15 protein-coding genes are annotated in these 19,941 nt (G+C 66.7%); 5 read left to right on the forward strand and 10 right to left on the reverse strand.

Features of this window, described 5'->3' with window-relative positions; translation table 11 throughout:
• Nucleotides 1-3 precede the first annotated feature (3 nt).
• From tsaE to trxA, 5 genes are all read left to right on the forward strand, one after another.
• A complete protein-coding gene (gene tsaE, locus BB934_RS11430; RefSeq protein WP_173909445.1) occupies nucleotides 4-1,590 on the forward strand; it encodes a tRNA (adenosine(37)-N6)-threonylcarbamoyltransferase complex ATPase subunit type 1 TsaE in 1,587 nt (528 codons plus the stop codon).
• A gap of 74 nt (nucleotides 1,591-1,664) precedes the next feature.
• A complete protein-coding gene (locus BB934_RS11435) occupies nucleotides 1,665-2,333 on the forward strand; it encodes a nucleotidyltransferase family protein (protein WP_237050315.1) in 669 nt (222 codons plus the stop codon).
• Between the two features lie 60 nt (nucleotides 2,334-2,393).
• Nucleotides 2,394-5,570, forward strand: a complete 3,177-nt coding sequence (addB, locus tag BB934_RS11440; protein WP_099512764.1) for a double-strand break repair protein AddB — start codon at nucleotides 2,394-2,396, stop codon at nucleotides 5,568-5,570.
• Complete coding sequence (addA, locus tag BB934_RS11445) at nucleotides 5,567-9,001, forward strand: double-strand break repair helicase AddA (RefSeq protein WP_099509743.1); 3,435 nt, start codon at nucleotides 5,567-5,569, stop codon at nucleotides 8,999-9,001. The genes addB and addA overlap by 4 nt, the downstream gene beginning before the upstream one ends.
• A gap of 101 nt (nucleotides 9,002-9,102) precedes the next feature.
• On the forward strand, nucleotides 9,103-9,423 hold the full coding sequence (gene trxA / locus BB934_RS11450) for a thioredoxin (protein WP_099509744.1): 321 nt from the start codon (nucleotides 9,103-9,105) through the stop codon (nucleotides 9,421-9,423).
• A 315-nt stretch (nucleotides 9,424-9,738) separates the two neighbouring features.
• Here trxA and BB934_RS11455 read toward each other — a convergent pair whose 3' ends face one another.
• From BB934_RS11455 to rpsA, 10 genes are all read right to left on the reverse strand, one after another.
• Nucleotides 9,739-11,064, reverse strand: a complete 1,326-nt coding sequence (locus BB934_RS11455; protein ID WP_099509745.1) for a bifunctional folylpolyglutamate synthase/dihydrofolate synthase — start codon at nucleotides 11,062-11,064, stop codon at nucleotides 9,739-9,741.
• A 24-nt stretch (nucleotides 11,065-11,088) separates the two neighbouring features.
• Nucleotides 11,089-11,994 carry an acetyl-CoA carboxylase, carboxyltransferase subunit beta gene (gene accD, locus BB934_RS11460; RefSeq protein WP_099509746.1) on the reverse strand — a complete coding sequence of 302 codons (906 nt, stop codon included), beginning with the start codon at nucleotides 11,992-11,994 and terminating at the stop codon, nucleotides 11,089-11,091.
• A 160-nt stretch (nucleotides 11,995-12,154) separates the two neighbouring features.
• Entirely contained in the window at nucleotides 12,155-12,994 is an 840-nt protein-coding gene (gene trpA / locus BB934_RS11465) for a tryptophan synthase subunit alpha (protein WP_099509747.1), read from the reverse strand.
• A 148-nt stretch (nucleotides 12,995-13,142) separates the two neighbouring features.
• Entirely contained in the window at nucleotides 13,143-14,363 is a 1,221-nt protein-coding gene (gene trpB / locus BB934_RS11470; protein WP_099509748.1) for a tryptophan synthase subunit beta, read from the reverse strand.
• Between the two features lie 58 nt (nucleotides 14,364-14,421).
• Complete coding sequence (locus BB934_RS11475; protein ID WP_099509749.1) at nucleotides 14,422-15,084, reverse strand: phosphoribosylanthranilate isomerase; 663 nt, start codon at nucleotides 15,082-15,084, stop codon at nucleotides 14,422-14,424.
• 10 nt (nucleotides 15,085-15,094) lie between these two features.
• Nucleotides 15,095-16,042: a bifunctional Delta(1)-pyrroline-2-carboxylate/Delta(1)-piperideine-2-carboxylate reductase gene (gene lhpI, locus BB934_RS11480; protein ID WP_099509750.1), complete on the reverse strand. Its 948-nt coding sequence runs from the start codon at nucleotides 16,040-16,042 to the stop codon at nucleotides 15,095-15,097.
• 23 nt (nucleotides 16,043-16,065) lie between these two features.
• On the reverse strand, nucleotides 16,066-16,419 hold the full coding sequence (locus tag BB934_RS11485; protein WP_099509751.1) for a LapA family protein: 354 nt from the start codon (nucleotides 16,417-16,419) through the stop codon (nucleotides 16,066-16,068).
• A 16-nt stretch (nucleotides 16,420-16,435) separates the two neighbouring features.
• Nucleotides 16,436-16,750: an integration host factor subunit beta gene (gene ihfB, locus BB934_RS11490; protein ID WP_099509752.1), complete on the reverse strand. Its 315-nt coding sequence runs from the start codon at nucleotides 16,748-16,750 to the stop codon at nucleotides 16,436-16,438.
• Nucleotides 16,751-16,775: 25 nt separating this feature from the next.
• Nucleotides 16,776-17,741, reverse strand: coding sequence for a signal peptide peptidase SppA (gene sppA / locus BB934_RS11495; RefSeq protein ID WP_099509753.1), 966 nt, complete (start codon nucleotides 17,739-17,741; stop codon nucleotides 16,776-16,778).
• 260 nt (nucleotides 17,742-18,001) lie between these two features.
• The gene (gene rpsA, locus BB934_RS11500; RefSeq protein WP_099509754.1) at nucleotides 18,002-19,699 is read right to left on the reverse strand and encodes a 30S ribosomal protein S1; all 1,698 of its coding nucleotides are present in this window, start codon (nucleotides 19,697-19,699) and stop codon (nucleotides 18,002-18,004) included.
• Between the last annotated feature and the right edge of the window lie 242 nt (nucleotides 19,700-19,941).

Genomic DNA, 19,941 nt, shown 5'->3' on the forward strand with positions numbered 1-19,941 from the left:
GCGATGGTGAACGGATTGGCCCTCATGCCCCAGCAGGACATTTCGCAGGCCGCATGGATCGTGACGCTTCCCGACCACGAAGCGACGGAGCACTTCGCGCGCATTCTGGCCGAGGAGCTGAAACCCGGCGATCTCGTGACCCTGTCCGGCGGCCTCGGCGCCGGCAAGACGACGCTGGCCCGCGCCCTCGTGCGCCTTCTCGCCGGCGAGCCGGAGCTGGAGGTCCCGAGCCCGACCTTCACCCTGATGCAGGTCTATGACGGTCCGCGCTCGCCCATCGTCCATGCGGATTTCTACCGCCTCTCGGGCAGCTACGAGCTGGTGGAGCTCGGCTGGGACGAGATGACCGACAATGCCATCGCGCTCGTCGAATGGCCGGAGCGCGCCGAGGATGGGCTCAAGCCCGAGCATCTCGACATCCGCCTCGACTTCGCGCCCGGAAGCCAGGGCAAGGGGCGCCTTGCCATGCTCACCGGCACGGGCGCCTTCGCCTCCCGGCTCCAGCGCATGAAGGCCTATCGACACTTGGTCGAGCGCTGCGGCTGGAGCGATGCCGCGCGCCATCCCATGACTGCCGATGCCTCGGTGATCCGCTCCTACGAGCGCCTGGTGAAGCCGTCCGGCGAGACCGCGCTCCTGATGATCTCGCCGCCGCGCCCGGTCGGGCCGGCGGTGCGGCGGGGCAAGCCCTACACCACCATCGCCAAGCTCGCCGAGACCGTGAATGCCTTCGTCGCCATGGACAAGGGCCTGCGGGCGCAGGGCTTCAGCGCGCCCTACATCTACGGCGAGGACCTGGAGGCGGGCCTCCTCCTCATCGAGGATCTCGGCGCCGAGCCCTTCACCGACGGGACCGCACCGATCCCTGAGCGCTATGCGGAGGCGACCCGGCTTCTCGCCAAGCTCCACGGCCAGGCGCTGCCGCAGGCGCTGCCCGTGGCCGAGGGGATCGAGCATCCGATCCCGCCCTACGATCTCGAAGCGCTGCTGATCGAGGTGGAGCTGCTGCTCGACTGGTATGTGCCGCACATCATCGGCACGCAGCTGTCCGGCTCGGCCCGGGCGGAATTCGTCAATCTCTGGACCGAGACCCTCGGCGAGGTTCTCGCCGCGCCGGCCACCTGGACCCTGCGCGACTACCATTCCCCCAACCTGATCTGGCTGCCCGAACGCGAAGGGCTACAGCGGGTCGGCATGATCGACTTCCAGGACGCGGTTTTGGGCGCGCCGGCCTACGACGTCGCCTCCCTTTTGCAGGATGCCCGCGTGACCGTGCCGCCGGAGCTCGAACTGAAGCTCATCGGCCTCTATGCCCGCGAGCGGAAAGGCGCCGATGCCGCCTTCGAGGTGTCGGCCTTCGCCCGGTCCTACGCGATCATGGCCGGCCAGCGCGCCACCAAGATCCTCGGCATCTTCGCCCGCCTCGACCGGCGCGACGGCAAGCCGCATTACCTCAAGCACCTGCCGCGGATCGAAGCCTACCTCATCCGCAACCTCGCCCATCCGGCCCTGGGGAAGCTCAAGGTCTGGTATGAGAATTACCTGCCCAGACTCATCCCGCATGTGGATGAAATCCCTCCCGAATCCTGAGCCAGCCCTTGACCCAGACCCCTTCGCGCGCGCCCCGCAAAGCCATCGTCCTCGCTGCAGGATTGGGCAAGCGCATGCTGCCGATCACCGCCACGATGCCGAAGCCCCTCGTGAAGGTGGCGGGCCGGAGCCTGATCGATTTCGCCCTCGACAAGCTGCACGAGGCGGGCGTGGAGAGCGTGGTGGTGAACGTGCACCACTTCGCCGACATGCTCGAAGCGCATCTGCGCACGCGCGAGACGCCGCGCATCGTCATCTCGGATGAGCGCAGCGAACTCTTGGAGACCGGCGGCGGCGTGAAGAAGGCGCTGCCGCTGCTGGGCAGCGATCCCTTCATCACCTTCAACTCCGACTCGCTCTGGATCGAGGGACAGGAGCCGAACCTGAAGCGTCTGGTGAAGGCCTGGGACCCGGAGCAGATGGACATCCTGATGCTCGTGGCGCCGTTATCCACAAGCATCGGATTCGAGAGCCGCGGCGATTTTCATCAGGACGGGGACGGCCGTCTGCGCCGCCGCGGAACCGACGACAGCGCCCCTTTCGCCTATGCGGGCGTCGCCATCGTGAAGCCGGAGCTCGTCCACGGCACGCCGGAAGGCGCGTTCTCGGCCAACGCCTTCTATGACCGCGCCATCGCCAAGGACCGTCTCTACGGCTTGTGCATGGAAGGGCAATGGCTGCATGTTGGAGAGCCCCAGGCCATTGCCGAGGCAGAAAAGTGCCTCGCCGCCGGCAAGCGATGAGAGTGTGAGGTGCCGAGCATCATGACCCGGAAAAGTGGGAACCGGTTTTCCGACCAGGTCATGCATGATTCAAGAACTTTACCGCGCGTCTTTTCCATCCCTCCGGGTTGCGCCTTCCTGCCGACCCTGGTGGACGCGCTGCTCGATGGCCGCCTCGTCGGGCCTTTAGCCGACGATCCCGCGGCGCTGGCCGACATCACGATCTATGTTCCGAACCGCCGCGCCACCCGCGCGCTGATCGCGCTGCTGGCCGAGCGCGGTGAAGGCAAGGCGCAGCTCCTGCCGCACATCGTGCCGCTCGGCGAGACCGACGAGGCCGAGTTCGAGCTGACGGGGCTAGAGGGCACGCCGCTGCAGGAGGCCGCGAGCCTCAAGCCCCCGATCCCGCCGCTCGAGCGCCGCCTCATCCTCACGCGCCTCGTGCAGCGCTGGTCGGCGCAAGTGGACCGGGCGCTGCTGCAGCTCGGCCCCGAGGTGCCCTTCATGGTGCCGGCCTCTCCCGCCGATGCGGTGAACCTCGCGGGCGATCTCGAGACCCTGATGGACGCCTTCACCACGGAAGGCATCGACTGGCATGCTCTCGAACTGGCGGTGGATTCCGATTACTCGACCTATTTCGAGATCACGCGCCACTTCGTGCAGATCGCGAGCGAGAACTGGCCCAAGATTTTGGCCGAGCGCCAGGCCAGCGATCCGGCGCAGCGTCGCAACGCTCTTTTGGAAGCGGAAGCGAAGCGCCTCACTCGCGAGCGTCCGGAGCAGCCCATCATCGTCGCGGGCTCGACGGGCTCGGTGCCGGCGACCGCAAACCTCATGGGCGTGATCGCGCGCCTTCCCAAAGGCGCCATCGTGCTCCCCGGCCTCGACACGGATCTCGACGAGGAGAGCTGGGCGACCATCGGCGGCGCGGGCGACGACGAAACCGATCCGGTGCACAGCCACCCGCAGGCCTCGCTCAGGCGCCTGCTCGACAGACATCTGCGCGTTCCGCGCGCCGCCGTCACGGTGCTGGGCGAGGTGCCGGAATCGGCGAGAGCGCGCAACCATCTGCTCTCGGAAGCCCTGCGCCCTGCGGACACCACCGACCGCTGGTCGCTGATCTCAGCCGAAGATCGCGTCGGCTTGAGCCGGAGCGGCGGCGAGGGCCTTGCCATCGTGGAAGCCATGGACGAACGCGAGGAGGCCTTCGCCATCGCGATCGCGTTGCGCGAAACCATCGCCCATCCCCACAGGACCGCCGCCCTCGTCACGCCCGACCGCGCGCTCGCCGCACGCGTGACGGCGGAGCTCGCCCGTTGGGGCCTCTCCGTCGAGGATTCCGCCGGCATTCCGCTCTCCGACACGCCGGCCGGACGCCTCGCGCGGCTTGCCGCCGAAGCGGCGGCGGACGACTTGCGGCCCGTGCGTCTTTTGGCGCTGCTCGCGCATCCGCTCGTGCGCCTCGGCTTTTCGCGCGAAACCGTGGAGCATGCGGCGAGCGTGCTCGAGATCGGCGTGCTGCGCGGGCCCGCGCCCGCCCTCGGCATCGAAGGGATGCGCGCGGCTTTAGCGACACGTCGTGCCGAGGAGGACCGCCGCGCGCCGCGTCCGCGCAAGCGCCTGACCGAGGCCGACTGGGACCTCGCCGACGCGCTGCTGGAACGTCTCGGCATCGCCTTCGACACGTTCACGCCCGCCGCGCATGGTGAGGGCAAGCTCGATCTGATGGCTTTGGTGGAGCATCATCGCCGGGCCGTCGAGCTGCTCTGGACCGGGGCCGACGATGCACCGGACGAGCAGGACGACGATGCCTCGCAGGAAGCGCTCGCAGCGCTCTTCGACGACCTGGAGAATTCCGACATCCGCGCAGAGGAAGGCCATCCCCTTTCGGGCCGCTTCGTCGATTATCCCACCTTCTTCACCGCGCTCGCCAAGCAGCGTTCATTGAGCCCGTCGCCGCGCTCCACGCACCGGCGCCTGAAGATCTTGGGCCTTCTCGAAGCGCGCCTGCTCTCCGTCGACCGCGTGGTGCTCGGCGGGCTGGACGAGGGCACATGGCCGCCGCGCACGGTGACGGATGCGTTCCTCAACCGTCCCATGCGCGCACGCGTCGGCCTGATGCCGCCGGAGCGGCGCATCGGCCAGACCGCGCACGATTTCGTGCAGGCGCTCGGCACGCACGACGTGGTGATCACCCGGGCGACGAAGCGCGACGGCTCGCCCATGGTGCCCTCGCGCTTCCTGCAGCGGCTCAAGGCCTTCACCGGCAAGGAAGTGTGGGAGCGCATGACGAAGGCAGGCGAGTATTATCGCCGCCTCGCTCGCAACCTCGACACGCCGGAGCCTGCACCGCCGTTGCCGCGCCCGCGGCCGAAGCCCGATCCGGCGCTGTTCCCGCGCGATCTCAGCGTCACGGAGATCGAGATCCTGGTGCGCGATCCCTACTCGATCTTCGCGCGCCACGTCCTCAAGCTCGACGCGCTCGATGCCATCGCCGTGACGCCGAGCGCCGCCGAGCGCGGCACGATCATTCACGATGTGCTGGGGACATTCGCCGAGCAGTACCCGAAAGCGCTGCCGGCGCATGCGCAGGAGATCCTGCTCGCGCTCGGCACGGACGCGTTCGCCGAGATCGCGGAAGCCTATCCCGAGCTTTATGCGGAATGGTGGCCGCGCTTCACGCGGCTGGCGACGGAATTCGTGGTGTGGGAGCAGAACCGCCGCGCCGATCTCGTGGAGATCTACGCGGAACGCTCCGGACGCCTGTCGATCCCGCTGCCCGACGGCACGATCTTCAATCTGCGCGCCCGCGCCGACCGTATCGAGCACCGTCGCGACGGCGGCTTCACCATCGTCGACTTCAAGACCGGCCAGCCGCCCGGCGTGAAGGAAGTCTATGCCGGCTTCTCGCCGCAGCTGACCCTCGAGGCGATGATGCTGATGAAGGGCGCCTTCAAGGGCCTCCCCATGGCGAAGGAGACGCCGGACCTGATCTACATCCACACCACCGGTGGACGCGAGCCGATCAAGCCGCGCGAGATCGGGCCGACGGGCAAGGAAACGCGCCCCGTTGCGGAGATCGTCGAGGAGCACCGACGCCGCTTCGAGGGCATGATCGCGCGCTTCGCGAAGGGCGAAGCGGCGTATGTCTCGCGGCCCTTCCCGAAATATGCCCGCCGCTTCTCGGAATACGATCATCTGGCGCGCGTGAAGGAATGGTCGCTGGCGAGCGCGGGCGGTGGCGAGGGATCCGAATGAGCACGGATCTCGTCATCCCGGACTACACCAAGGATGCGCAGCGCCGCGCCGCCAATCCGCGCGCCTCGGCCTGGGTGTCAGCCAATGCGGGCGCGGGAAAAACCAAGGTGCTCACCGACCGCGTGGTGCGTCTGCTGCTCGCGGGCTCCCTGCCCGGCCGGATCCTCTGCCTCACCTTCACCAAGGCCGCCGCCGCCAACATGGCGATCCGCGTGTTCGAGCGCCTGGGGCGCTGGGTGACGCTCGACGAGGACAGCCTCGTCACGGAATTGACGGAACTCGAAGGCGCGAAGCCGACGCGTGCCCAAGTGAAGCTCGCGCGCACGCTCTTCGCCCGAGCGGTGGAGACGCCGGGCGGATTGAAGATCGACACCATCCACGCCTTCTGCGAGCGGCTGCTGCACCTCGTGCCGTTCGAGGCCAACGTGCCCGCGCGCTTCGCCGTGCTCGACGAGAGCCAGACCGACGAGATGCTGGCGCAGGCGACATCCAATGTGATGGCCGATGCGGCGAGCGGCAATTTCCCGGAACTGGCGGAAGCCCTCGACATCGTCAGCGTCGATGCGGTGGGCGATGCGCTCGCCGCCGCCATCGACGCGGCTCTGAAATGCAAGCGGTTCCTGCACGATCGGGCAGGCCCTGCGCGGCTTCGCAGGGAGCTCGGTCTGGGGCCGGACGAGACGCTTGAGAGTGTCGAGCGAGCGATGCTCGAAGGCGGACTCAAGCCACAGGACTGGCCTGCCATCGCGCAGGAACTTCTCGCCGGAAAAGCGACCGACCAGAAACGGGCCGCCTCCCTCATCGCTGCCGCCGAGGCCAGGGACGTCGCAGACAAGCTCGAAAACTACCTCTCGGTCTTCCTCACGGATGGCGGTACGCCGCGCAAGGGCTCGGCCTTCCTCACCAAGGATGTCGGCGAGAGCCTGAAGGACGCGCTGCTGCGCGAGCAGGATCGCGTGTGCGCGCTCATCGACAAGCGCAAGGCCGCGCGCGCCGCCGAGCGCACGGGGGCTCTCTTCACGCTCGCCGCCGAAATCCACACCCGCGTCGAGCAGGCGAAGATGCGTCTCGGCGCGCTCGACTTCCAGGATCTCATCGACAAGACCCTGGCGCTGCTCTCGCGCGGCGACACGGCCTGGGTGCTCTACAAGCTCGATCGCGGCATCGACCACGTGCTGATCGACGAGGCGCAGGACACGAACCCCGAGCAATGGGAGATCCTGCGCAAGATCACCGAGGATTTCACCGCGGGCGCCGGTGCGAACGGCCAACGCATGCGCACGCTCTTTGCGGTCGGCGATCCCAAGCAGTCGATCTACGGCTTTCAAGGAGCAGCGCCCCAGCAATTCGAGACGACACGCCGAAGCTGGTCGCAGAAGGTGCGCGAGGCGGAGCTTCATTTCGAGGACGTGTCGCTGACCATGTCGTTCCGCTCAGGGAGAACCGTGCTCTCGGCGGTCGACGCCACCTTCGCTCTCGAGCGGAATTTCAAGGGCCTGTCCTTCGAGGACAAGGCCATCGGCACCGTGCACGAGTCTGCGCGTCCGCATGCGCCGGGCCTCGTGGAATTGTGGCCCATCGAGACGCCCGCCGAGGAAGAGGAGCCGGAGGCCTGGGTTCTGCCCATCGACGAGCCCGAGCAGCATGCGCCGCCCGTCATCGTCGCGCGCCGCATCGCGCAGGCGGTGAAATGCTGGACCACCAAGGGCGACGAGATGGGGCGCGTCTGGACGGCCGGCGACGTGCTCGTGCTGGTGCGCAAGCGCGGCGCCGCCTTCGAGGCGGTGATCCGCGCCCTCAAAGGGGCAGGCGTGCCGGTGGCCGGCGCCGACCGGCTCAATATCGGCGAGCACATCGCCGTGCTCGATCTCGTGGCGGCGGGCCGCGCGGCGCTGCTGCCGGACGACGATCTCACGCTCGCGACCGCGCTGAAATCTCCGCTCGTGGGACTGACCGACGACGATCTCATCCGCATCGCCACCGACCGCGCAGAGGATGAATCGTTGCATGCGGCGCTGACCCGCCATGCGGATACCGGCGATGCGAAGGCGAGGCGCGGATGCGAAGCGTTGAGCGCGTGGCGCGAGCTCGCGCGCATCCACGGCCCCTTCGGCTTCTTCGCCACCCTGCTAGGTCCCCGCGGCGGACGCTCGCTGCTCGTGGCACGCTTGGGCAGCGAAGCGGGCGACGCCATCGATGCCTTCCTGTGCTTCGCGCATCAATCGGAGATGACGGAGACGCCCTCACTCACCGTTTTCCTCAACCGCTTCGAATCGGCCTCCCACACCATCAAGCGCGACCTCGATTCCGTGAACGACGAGGTGCGCGTGATGACCGTGCACGGAGCGAAAGGCCTCGAGGCTCCCATCGTCGTGCTCATCGACGGCTGCGAGGTGCTCGGCCGCGATCCGGCGCTGCTGCAGTTGCAGACGGAAACCGGCGACAGGATCCCGGTCTGGGCGCCGGGCAGGAATTCCGATTCGGGCGCGATGATTCAGGCGCGCGAACTCCTGCACGCCAAGGGCTATGAGGAGCACAACCGGCTGCTCTACGTCGCCATGACCCGCGCCAAGGACCGCCTGGTGATCGCGCCCTACCGGACGAACGGCAACGAGACCAGGCAGGAGGCCTGGTGCGAGATGATCCGCCACGGGCTCGTCGCGAAGGCCGGCGGCCTGGAACGCGATGAAGCGCCCTATGGCGAGATCGCGGTCTGGCGCGAGGGCTCGCCCCTCGCACGCCCGCTCGCCGCAGAAGCGGACGTGCCGCCGCTCGATCCCATCGCCGTGCCGGACTGGCTGACGACGATGGTTCTGCCGGAGCCGGAGCCCTTGCCCCCGATCCGCCCCTCGAGCGCGCTCGGCGCCGCCGACCGCATGACGCGGCCCGGCGACGGGCCCTATGCACCCGAGGCGCGGCTGCGCGGCACCCTGGTCCATGCCCTGCTGGAACGCCTGCCGGCGCTCTCGCCCGAGCATCGGGAGAGCATGGCGCGCGCTTACGTGAAAGCGCGCGCGCCGCGTCTGCCCATGGAGCTGCGCGAATCGGTTCTGGCCAATGCTCTCGCCGTGCTCGATCATCCCGACCTGAAGCCGCTCTTCGGCAAGGGCTCGCGGGCGGAGGCGCCCATCGCCGGGCGGGTGCTGACAGCCGAGGGCGCGATCATGGTCTCGGGCCAGATCGACCGGCTGGCCGTTCTCGAATCGGACGTGCTGGTGGCCGATTTCAAGACGACCGCGCGCCCGCCGAAAGCGGGCCAGCCGCCGCCGCGCTCCTACGTGGCCCAGCTCGCCCTCTACCGGATGCTGCTCGCCGAGATCTATCCGGGAAAGCGCATCCGCACCTTCCTGATCTGGACCTCGGGCCCGGTGATCCACGAGCTCATGGAACCGGACCTGGAATCGGCACTTACCCTCATCAAAGCGGCGTGAGGACCGGTGCCCTTGCTTGATTCCCGAAACGCCGGTTCTTACCTTGGCCCTATAGCCGAGCGGCTCAACCTCGAGTCGCGTGCAACGTCAAAGGTGATGGTATGGCGACCGTTAAGGTGACCGACTCAAGCTTCGCGCAGGACGTCCTGCAATCCTCCGAGCCCGTCGTGGTCGATTTCTGGGCCGAGTGGTGCGGTCCCTGCCGCATGATCGGCCCGGCGCTGGAAGAGATTTCCGACGAGATGGCAGGCAAGGTGAAGATCGCCAAGCTCAACGTCGACGAGAACCCGCAGGTCTCGTCCCAGCTCGGCATCCGCTCGATCCCGGCGCTGATGCTGTTCAAGGACGGCAAGGTCGTCGCCCAGAAGGTCGGCGCCGCCCCCAAGGGCGAGCTCTCCCGCTGGATCCAGGCTTCGGCATAAGGCCAGCCGATTGTGAAGCGATGCGAAGGGGCCGAAAGGCCCCTTTTCTTTTTGGGCCGTCATCCCGGACGAGCGAAGCGAGATCCGGGATCGGGTGCAGGATATGGCACTGTCATCCCGGAGCCGCGTAGCGGAGTCCGGAATCCATAACCACGACGTTGGTCAAGCAAGGCACAGTCAGCGGTTATAGATTTCCACACCTGCGGCGCGGCCCTTCGGGTCCGCCTCCGCGGGAATGACAGCGTTGAGGTTCAGTCGCTCTATTCGGGCGACGATCCCGGATCGGCTTCGCCGTCCGGGATGACCGCTTTGGTTTTACTCCGGCAATGTCCCGTTCGCCGCCAGGACTTCGCCGGCGAGGTAGAGCGAGCCGCAGATCAGCACGCGGGGCGGGCGGTCCCAGACGTAGTTGTGAAGCGCCGCGAGTGCCGATTCGACGCTCGGCGCAGTCGAGGTGGTGAGCCCGACACTGGCCGCGATAGACGCGACCTCGTCTGCCGGGCGCGCAGCGATCTGGCCGGCGATCGGCACGGCGATCACCTCGCGCGCGAGGCCGGCGAAATTCTTGAAGAAGGCCTGGCTGTCCTTCGTGCCGAGCATGCCGGCGATGAGCACGAGAGGCGCGTCCGAGCGTTCGCTCTGGTCGGCCATGGCGGCGGCAAGCACCCGGCCGCCATCGGGGTTGTGGCCGCCGTCGAGCCAGATCTCGCAATCCTTCGGCGCGATCTCCGGCAGGCGACCCCGGTTGAGCCGCTGCAGGCGGCCCGGCCATTCGGCCCGGGTGACGCCCGCCTCGAAGGCCGAGGTTTCGAATTGCTCGAAGCCGGCCGCGCGCAGGGCTGCGATCGCCGTCCCGGCATTGACGTATTGATGCCGCCCGAAGAGTTTTGGGCGCGGCAGATCGAGGAGACCGTTCTCGTCCTGGTAGACGAGGCGTCCGCCTTCCTCGTGCACGGAGAAATCCTGCTGGCCCACGAGGATCGGCGCGGCGCCGATGCGCTCGGCTTCGGCGAACAGGGTCTGGTCGGCCTCGATGTAATCCTGCGGCGCGATGACGGCCGGGCAGCCGCGCTTGAAGATGCCGGCCTTCTCCCCGGCGATGGCATGAAGCGTGGTGCCGAGATATTCCGCGTGGTCGTGACCGATGGGCGTGACGATTGCGGCGGCCGGGCTGTCGATGACGTTGGTGGCGTCGAAGCGGCCCCCCAAGCCGACTTCGAGCAGGAGCACGTCGGCAGGCTCCTCCGAGAAGAGCAGCAGGGCGGCCGCGGTCGTGATCTCGAACACGGTGATCGGCTCGCCCGCATTCACCGCCTCGCAGCGCCGGAAGGCCTCGACAAGCCTCTCCTCAGTCACATAGCGCCCGCCGCCGATCCGCCCTAGCCGGATGCGCTCGTGGAAGCGCACGAGATGGGGCGAGGTATAGACATGGACGGCAAGCCCCGCGCTCTCCAGGATCGCCCGCATGAAGGCGATGGTCGAGCCCTTGCCGTTGGTGCCCGCCACATGGATCGTGGGCGGCAGGCGGCGCTCGGGATGGCCGAGCTGACCCAGAAGCCGCTGGATGCGCCCGAGCGAGAGATCGATGGTCTTCGGATGCAGGGCGAGAAAGCGCGCGATCAGCGCATCGGAGGAATCCATCGCCCTGCTCTTTCTTACTCGTTCTTACTCGGCCGCAGCGGCCGTCACGTCAGGGCCGACCGGGGTCGCAGGAATATGGACCGACGGTGCCTTGGTGAAGAGGCGCGACAGGCGGGCGACCGTCGCTTTCAGGTCGTGCCGGTGCACCACCGCATCGACCATGCCGTGCTCCTTCAGGTATTCGGCGCGCTGGAAGCCGTCGGGCAGCTTCTCGCGGATGGTCTGCTCGATCACGCGCGGGCCGGCAAAGCCGATGAGCGCGCCGGGCTCGGCCAGATGCACGTCGCCGAGCATGGCATAGGACGCGGTCACGCCGCCCGTGGTCGGGTTGGTGAGCACGACGATATAGGGCAGCTTCGCATCGCGCAGGCGGCGGATCGCCACCGTGGTGCGCGGCATCTGCATCAGGGAGAGGATGCCCTCCTGCATGCGCGCGCCGCCGGAGCCGGCGAAGAGCACGAAGGGGGTCTTCTTGTCGAGCGCCGTTTCCGCGCCCTTGATGAAGGCCTCGCCCGCCGCCATGCCGAGCGACCCGCCCATGAAGCCGAAATCCTGCACGGCGACGGTCATCGGCAGTTCCTCGACCCGGCCGAAGCCGACCTTGAACGCATCCTGCTGGCCGGTCTTGGTGCGGGCATCCTTCAAGCGGTCGATGTATTTCTTCTCGTCCCGGAATTTCAACGGATCGACGGCGACCTCGGGCAGGGCCACGTCGAGCCAGGTGCCGTTGTCGAACATGAGCTGCAGGCGCTGGGTGGCGGAGATGCGCATGTGGTGGTTGGAACCGGGGATCACCCACTGGTTCGCCTCCACATCCTTGTGGAACACCACCTGCCCCGTCTCCGGGCACTTGATCCACAGATTGTCCGGCGCCTCGCGCTTGAAGAGCGTCTTGATCTTCGGACGGACGACTTCGGAAATCCAGTTCATCGCTTATCCTTCTCTGTCAGGAGCGTCCCGGAAGCCCTCATCCTGAGGAGGCGCGTCAGCGCCGTCTCGAAGGATCAGGGCGTCTCCAGTGCTCTCTGGACCCTCCTTCGAGACGCAGCCTTAAGGCTGCTCCTCAGGATGAGGGGCCTTGCTCTATGTATTAGGCCGCGGCGCGTTTTGCCACCGAGCGCACGCCGTCGCTCAGTTCCTTCACCAGCTTCGTCACCGCCGCGACCGAACCTGCCGTTGCGCGATCCTCGGCATCGAGGGTGTTTTTCAGGGCGTCGATGATCGCCGAGCCCACCACCACGCCGTCGGCTCCTTTAGCCACCGAAGCCGCATGCGCCCCGCTCTTCACGCCGAAGCCGACCACGACGGGAAGCGGCGTGTGGCGCTTGATCCGCTCCACGGCCGTCGCGACCTTGCCGAAATCCGGCGTCGCGGCGCCTGTGATGCCGGTGATCGAGACGTAATAGACGAAGCCCGCCGTGTTCGCGAGCACCGCCGGCAGGCGCTTGTCGTCGGTCGTCGGGGTGGCCAGCCGAATGAAGGCAAGGCCTGCCTTGAGGGCCGGCAGGCAGAGCTCGTCATCCTCCTCCGGCGGCAGGTCGACGACGATCAGGCCGTCGACGCCCGCCTCTTTCGCATCGGCAAGGAAGCGGTCGACGCCGTAGACATAGATCGGGTTGAAATAGCCCATGAGGATCACGGGCGTGTCCTGGTCCCCGGCCCGGAAGCGGCGGACCAGGTCGAGGGTCTTGACCGTGTCCTGGCCCATCTTCAGGGCCCGCAGGCCCGCCGCCTGGATCGCCGGGCCGTCGGCCATGGGATCGGTGAAGGGCAGCCCGAACTCGACGATGTCGGCCCCGGCCTTCGGCAGGCTCTTCAGGATCTCGAGCGACGTCTCCGGATCCGGGTCGCCGGCCATCACATAGGTGACGAGCGCGGCGCGGCCTTCCGCGCGGCATTGTTGGAAGCGGGCTTCGATGCGTTGGGTCATGGGCGGGTCTTTAGCATGGGGAGATGAGAATGAACACGAATGTCATTCCCGGCCGAAGCGCAGCGGAGGGGAAGGGAATCCATACCGCTGCGTCTGATCGTGGATCCCCTTCCCGGCCTTCGGCCGCCGGGGATGACACCGGGCAGTTTTAAACGATCTGGTCGCCCAGATGCTCGGCGATCTGGAACAGGTCCTTGTCGCCGCGGCCGCTGATGTTGACCACCATCAGGTGATCCTTCGGCTTCTTCGGCGCGAGCTCCATCACCTTGGCGAGCGCATGGCTGGGCTCGAGCGCTGGCAGGATGCCCTCGAGGCGAGAGCAGAGCTGGAAGGCTTCCAGCGCCTCCGTGTCGGTGGCGGAGAGGTATGTCACGCGGCCCATCTCGTGCAGCCAGGCATGCTCCGGGCCGATGCCGGGATAATCGAGGCCGGCGGAGATGGAATGGGCGTCTTGGATCTGCCCGTCATGGTCCATGAGCAGATAGGTGCGGTTGCCGTGCAGTACGCCCGGACGGCCGCCGGAGAGCGAGGCCGCATGCAGCTTGTCGAGGCCGTGGCCGGCGGCTTCCACGCCGTAGATCTCGATGTCCTTGTCGTCGAGGAACGGGTGGAACAGGCCGATGGCGTTGGAGCCGCCGCCGATGCAGGCGACGAGCGAATCCGGCAGGCGGCCTTCGGCTTCCATCATCTGCTCGCGGGTCTCGTTGCCAATGACGCACTGGAAGTCGCGCACCATGGCCGGATAGGGATGCGGCCCCGCCACCGTGCCGATGCAGTAGAAGGTGTCGGAGACGTTCGTGACCCAGTCGCGCAGAGCCTCGTTCATGGCGTCTTTCAGGGTCTTCGTTCCGGACTGCACGGGCACGACCTTGGCGCCGAGCATGTGCATCCGGAACACGTTCGGCTTCTGCCGTTCCACGTCGACCGCGCCCATATAGACCACGCAGTCGAGGCCGAAGCGCGCGCAGAGCGTTGCGGTGGCCACGCCATGCTGGCCGGCGCCGGTCTCGGCGATGATGCGCTTCTTGCCCATGCGGCGGGCGAGAAGGATCTGGCCGAGCACGTTGTTCACCTTGTGCGCGCCGGTATGGTTCAGCTCTTCGCGCTTGAAGTAGATTTTCGCGCCACCGAGATGCTCGGTCATGCGCTCCGCGTAATAGAGCGGGCTCGGGCGGCCGATGTAATGGGTCGAGTAGCTCGCCATGTCGGCATGGAAGGACGGATCGTTCCTCGCCGCCTCATAGGCCTTTTCCAGCTCGAGGATGTTCGGCATCAGGGTCTCGGCGACGAAGCGGCCGCCGAAGGTGCCGAAATGCCCGCGCTCGTCGGGACCGGTGCGGAAGGAATTGGGTTGGGCTTGAGCTGACACGGCCTGTCCTGCCTTGAAGATCTTAAGGCACGCCCTGGAAGCGGGACGCACCCCGATGTTAGTGATGGGCAGCAGCGAATGCTGTCCGGGCGGCCCTGATGAAGGCCTCGATCCGCGCCGGATCCTTGAGACCCGGTCCGCTTTCCACCCCGGTCGACACATCGACGGCCTGCGACTTGGTAAGTCGGATCGCCTCCGCCACGTTGTCGGGAGTGAGGCCCCCTGACAACATGAAGGAAAGCTTGGGGTCAAGCCCGTTCAGGACCCGCCAGTCGAAGGCGAGCCCGTTGCCGCCGGGCAGGGCATTCGCCGTGCGGGGCGGCTTGGCGTCGAGCAGGATGCGGTCGACGCCACCGGCATAGGGGGTCAGCGCCTTGAGATCCGAAGGCTCCGCAATGCCGAAAGCCTTCATGACCGGCCGCCTGACCATCGACCGGATCTCGGCCACGCGCTCGGGCGTCTCGCTTCCATGCAGCTGGATCAGGTCAGGGTTGATGGCCTCGATGGCCTGGGCGATGTCCTCGTCGCCGGGATTGACCAGAAGAACGACGCGCTGCGCCCGTCCCTTCGCCTGCAGGGAAAGACGGTGGCCGAGATCGAGGCTCACGTGACGGGGGCTCTTAGGGTACCGCACGAAGCCGACGAGATCCGCGCCCGCTCCAAGGGCGACGTCGAGGGTCTCGGGCGTGGAGAGCCCACAGATTTTAATCAGGTTGTCCATAAGGGGTATTTTACAACGCTTTTGCCAGCGAGCGCCATACGAGCATTGCCGCAGCCAGATCCTCCAGCGCGGCACCGACCGATTTGAAGGCGGTGATGGCTTGAATCTCACGGCGCGGCGGGGTCCGGCACAGGTCGGCAAGCGTGCCGCGCACATGGCTCTCGGAGATGGCGCCGCCCTGGAGCGACACGGCCACGTCGCCGCCCTCGACCTTGGCGGCGGGCGTATCGATATAGACCTGCGAGCGAAGCAGGGCCTCGTCGTCCGCCTCGCGCATCTTGAGATTGAAGGCGCCGACGAGATCGAGATGCGCTCCCGGCTTCAGCCAGGCACCCTTGACGATGGGCGCGCTCGAAAGCGTGGCGCAGGAGACCAGATCGGCCGCGCGCACGGCGGCCTCCAGATCCGTCACCGCGGTGACGGGCAGGCCCTCGGCCTTGAGCTCGGCGGCAAGCGTTTCGGCCTTCTCAGCCTTGTGGTTCCAGAGCGCAACCTCACGGATCGGGCGCTGGCTCATATGGGCGCGGATCAGGAAGGGAGCGAGCGCGCCTGAGCCGACCATCACCATGCGGCTCGCGTCCTCGCGCGCCAGATGGCGCGCCGCGAGCGCCGAGGCGGCGGCCGTGCGCCAGACGGTGAGGCGCGCGCCGTCGAGAACGGCGACCGGCGCGCCCGTGGTTCCGTCCATGAGCAGGTAGGAGCCCATCACGCTGGGCAGGCTTCGGGTGCCGTTCTCCGGAAAGACGGTGACGATCTTCACGCCGAGAAAGCCGTCCTGCATGGCGGGCCCCGTCCAGGACGGCATGAGCAGCAGGGTGCCGTGGGCCCCTTTCCGCTCGATCTCGTGGTGGTGGCGCACCGGCGTGACCATGTCGCCGCAAAAGGCCTCGGCGAGAGCCTCGATCAGGGCAGGAAAGGTCAGAACCCGATCGATCTCGGCAGATGTCACGACACGCATGGCAGGGTCTTGGAAGCCTTCTCTTAGAAGCCTTGGCTCTGGGAGGACGGAACCGTTGCCGGCAGGGTCGTGCCCGGCGCGCTCTGCGCCTTCAGGCGCTCGGTCTCATAGCGCAGCTGACGCGTCTCGCGCCTGAGCTCGCGGCGGGACTTGCGGTTCTTTCCCTGCGCGAGCCAGCTTGCCACGCCGCCGATCACCACGCCGAGCATGACGGCAGCGAAGATCACCGCGAAGAGGGGAAGCTGCGTCGCGAATTCCGGTGCATCCTGGGAGAACGGATCGAGCGACAGGGTCACCGGCGCGCGGTTCGCCACGGCGAGCAGCACGATCAGGATGGCCACCGGCAAAAGAATAAGCGCCTTCAGAAACCGAATCACGGACACCTCTCACGAATCACTGGGCGGCCGCGGCCTTGAGCACCTTCGGAGCCGGAGCGTTGAGCCGCTGTCGCATTTCCTTGCCCGTCTTGAACACGGGAACGACCTTTTCGGAGATGGAAACGGATGCACCCGTGCGCGGGTTGCGGCCCGTGCGGGCATCCCGCTTCTTCACGGAGAACGCCCCGAAGCCGCGCAGCTCGACCCGGTCGCCCCTGGCCAGCGCGTCGCCGATGGTGTCGAGAATCGCATTCACGATCTTCTCGACATCGCGCTGGTAGAGATGCGGATTCTGCTCGGCGATCTTGAGCACCAGTTCGGATTTGATCATGGGCGGCTATATCTTTGACGTTGCTTTATTTTTCCGAAGGTTGCCAGACAGCCAGGAGGCCGTCAAGTTGTGCAATCTGCGCATGAGACGATACCCGGCGTAAGCCTTCGGCCACACGCTCGAAACCGAAGAGATCGGCCAATGTCGCGCTCATGGTGAAGATGGAAAAATCCCGGTCGCTGCTCGGCTTCCAGTCGCGAATCGGCAGGTCCTTGGCCACGCCCTTCGTCTGCTCGAGCCAGGCGACCGCATCGCGCTCGCCGCCGATCTTGTCGACGAGCTTCATGGGCACGCCCTGACGGCCGCTGAAGACCTGGCCGGTGGAGGCAGCACTCAGCTCGCCCTCGTTCAGGCGACGGCGGTCGCGCACCAGGGCCTTGAACCAGTCATAGGTGTCGTTGACCACGGCCTGCATGGCGGCGCGGGCCTCGGGCGAGGTCGGCTTGAAGGGGCTCGGCTCCGCCTTGAGCGGCGAGGATTTCACCTCCTCCAGCTTCACGCCGACCTGGCCCATGAGCCCGGACAGGTCGGGATATTGGAAGAGCACGCCGATGGAGCCCACGAGCGAGGTTTCGCGCGCCACGATGTAATCGGTCGCAATCGCCGTGATGTAGCCGCCAGAGGCCGCCGTGCCGTCGACGAAGGTGACCACCGGCTTCTTCTCGGCAAGCCTGCGGATGTTGCGGTAGATCTCTTCGGATCCCGTCGTGGTGCCGCCGGGACTGTTGATGGAAATCACGACGCCGGAGACCGCGCTCGAATCGCCCACGCGCTGCATCAGGTCCGCGAGGCGCTGGTTGCCGGTGATCACGCCGTCGACGGAGATTCGCGCGATCTGGTTCTGGATCGCGCCGTATCCCGCCCGGTCCGCGGCAGCATAGCCCAGCGCGGCCACGGCGGCGATGAGGCCGGAGAACCCCAGCACCCGCCAGAAGGAGAGCTTGCGGCGCAGGCGGCGGCGGTCGGCGATGGCTTCGGCATCGATGGACATCGGCGGATCTCTCGGGTTCGTCTTTTGCTGGTTCCAAGTCGGATGCGAGGGGCAGCACCCTAGATTGGTTTGAATGCATTTTCCAGGCGGCGCATCGGAATCCCCATCGCCTGGGAAAATGCTTTGGCGAGAAGGCAGATAGGGCAGCAAGCGAGCCGGCCAACAAAAAACCCGCATGATCGCTCGCGCGGGTTTCCTGAAATAAAAAATCCCCGGGCCGGAGCCCGGGGATCCATCAAACTCTGACGTTCAGAGCCCGATTACTTCTTGTCCTTGGCCTTCAGGGCGGCGCCGAGGATGTCGCCGAGCGACGCACCCGAATCGGCCGAGCCGTACTGAGCCATGGCTTCCTTCTCCTCGGCGACCTCGAGGGCCTTGATGGAGACGGTGACGCGGCGGGCCTTGCGGTCGAACTGCGTGACGCGGGCATCGAGCTTCTCGCCGGCGGCGAAGCGCTCGGGGCGCTGGTCGGCGCGGTCACGAGCAAGCTCGTTGCGCTTGATGAAGGTGGAGAGGTCGGTATCGACGATCTTCACTTCCAGGCCGCCGTCCTTCACCTCGAGAACCTCGCAGGTGACGATCTGGCCCTTCTTCAGCTCGCCGGCCTCGGCGAAGGGGTCGCCGGCCAGCTGCTTGATGCCGAGCGAGATGCGCTCCTTCTCGACGTCCACGTCGAGAACCTGGGCGCGCACGACATCGCCCTTCTTGAAGTCGTCGATGACCTGCTCGCCCGGACGGTTCCAGTCGAGGTCTGAGAGATGGACCATGCCGTCGACGTCGTTCTCGAGGCCGATGAAGAGACCGAACTCGGTCTTGTTCTTCACCTCGCCCTCGACGACGGTGCCGACAGGGTGCTTCTCGGCGAAGGCCTCCCACGGGTTCTGGAGCGTCTGCTTCAGGCCCAGCGAGATGCGGCGCTTCACCTGATCGACCTCGAGGATCACGACCTCAACCTCCTGCGAGGTGGAGATGATCTTGCCCGGATGGACGTTCTTCTTCGTCCAGGACATCTCGGAGACGTGGATCAGGCCTTCGATGCCCGGCTCGAGCTCGACGAACGCACCGTAATCGGTGATGTTCGTGACGCGGCCCTTGAGCTTCGCCTGGACCGGGTAGCGGGCGGCGATGCCCTCCCACGGATCGGCGAGCAGCTGCTTGATGCCGAGCGAGATGCGGTGCGTCTCGTGGTTGATCTTGATGATCTTCACCTTGACCGTCTGGCCGATGGTTACGACCTCGGACGGATGGTTGACGCGGCGCCATGCCATGTCGGTGACGTGCAGCAGGCCGTCGATGCCGCCGAGATCAACGAACGCACCGTATTCGGTGATGTTCTTGACCACGCCGTCGATGACCTGACCCTCTTCGAGGTTGGCCACGAGCTCGGAGCGCTGCTCGGCGCGGCTCTCTTCGAGAACCGTGCGGCGCGACACGACGATGTTGCCGCGGCGGCGGTCCATCTTGAGGATCTGGAACGGCTGAGCCACGCCCATCAGCGGGGTGACGTCGCGGACCGGGCGGATGTCGACCTGGGAGCGCGGCAGGAACGCCACGGCGCCGTCGAGGTCGACGGTGTAGCCGCCCTTCACCTGGTTGAAGATGGTGCCGTTGACGCGCTCCTGGGCCTCGAAGGCCTTCTCGAGCTTCACCCACGACTCTTCGCGGCGGGCCTTGTCACGGGAGATGACGGCCTCGCCCAGCGCATTCTCGATGCGCTCGACATAGACCTCGACCTCGTCGCCGACGACAACCGTCTGGTCGCGGTTCGGGCCGGCAAATTCTTTCAGGGCGACGCGACCTTCGGTCTTGGCGCCGATATCGATGACCGCGACGTCCTTTTCGATCGCGACCACCTTGCCCTTCACGACCGAGCCTTCGCTGATCTCGTTCGTGCGGAAGGATTCTTCGAGCAGGGCCGCGAAATCTTCACGACTCGGCTGTTGCAAAGCTGCAGACATAGGTTCTCCTGAATGGCCCTCGTTCAAGGGGCAACGCCGGCGGCTCGTGTTAACGGGCCGTTCCCATCCGCCGCTGCCCGAGGACGCCCCTTTAGGGCCATGTCCGAGGCATGCCGCTCTCGAGAGCGGGCCGGCGTATCGTCGACGGATGAAAACGCTGTACCGACAAGACTTTTTCGGGACGCCGCGAGGGCGCGGAACACGCACCCTGACAATCGAAAACCGTCAATGTCCTGTCGGAT

Origin of the sequence: Microvirga ossetica (assembly GCF_002741015.1) — a bacterium.
GTDB classification, from domain to species: domain Bacteria; phylum Pseudomonadota; class Alphaproteobacteria; order Rhizobiales; family Beijerinckiaceae; genus Microvirga; species Microvirga ossetica.

What these genes read in the sequence shown, in the direction of transcription:
- tsaE (WP_173909445.1), top strand. Translation starts at nt 4, where the DNA reads ATGGTGAACGGATTGGCCCTCATGCCCCAGCAGGACATTTCGCAGGCC.
- BB934_RS11435 (WP_237050315.1), top strand. Translation starts at nt 1,665, where the DNA reads ATGCTGCCGATCACCGCCACGATGCCGAAGCCCCTCGTGAAGGTGGCG.
- addB (WP_099512764.1), top strand. Translation starts at nt 2,394, where the DNA reads ATGCATGATTCAAGAACTTTACCGCGCGTCTTTTCCATCCCTCCGGGT.
- addA (WP_099509743.1), top strand. Translation starts at nt 5,567, where the DNA reads ATGAGCACGGATCTCGTCATCCCGGACTACACCAAGGATGCGCAGCGC.
- trxA (WP_099509744.1), top strand. Translation starts at nt 9,103, where the DNA reads ATGGCGACCGTTAAGGTGACCGACTCAAGCTTCGCGCAGGACGTCCTG.
- BB934_RS11455 (WP_099509745.1), bottom strand. Translation starts at nt 11,064, where the DNA reads ATGGATTCCTCCGATGCGCTGATCGCGCGCTTTCTCGCCCTGCATCCG.
- accD (WP_099509746.1), bottom strand. Translation starts at nt 11,994, where the DNA reads ATGAACTGGATTTCCGAAGTCGTCCGTCCGAAGATCAAGACGCTCTTC.
- trpA (WP_099509747.1), bottom strand. Translation starts at nt 12,994, where the DNA reads ATGACCCAACGCATCGAAGCCCGCTTCCAACAATGCCGCGCGGAAGGC.
- BB934_RS11475 (WP_099509749.1), bottom strand. Translation starts at nt 15,084, where the DNA reads ATGGACAACCTGATTAAAATCTGTGGGCTCTCCACGCCCGAGACCCTC.
- lhpI (WP_099509750.1), bottom strand. Translation starts at nt 16,042, where the DNA reads ATGCGTGTCGTGACATCTGCCGAGATCGATCGGGTTCTGACCTTTCCT.
- ihfB (WP_099509752.1), bottom strand. Translation starts at nt 16,750, where the DNA reads ATGATCAAATCCGAACTGGTGCTCAAGATCGCCGAGCAGAATCCGCAT.
- sppA (WP_099509753.1), bottom strand. Translation starts at nt 17,741, where the DNA reads ATGTCCATCGATGCCGAAGCCATCGCCGACCGCCGCCGCCTGCGCCGC.
- rpsA (WP_099509754.1), bottom strand. Translation starts at nt 19,699, where the DNA reads ATGTCTGCAGCTTTGCAACAGCCGAGTCGTGAAGATTTCGCGGCCCTG.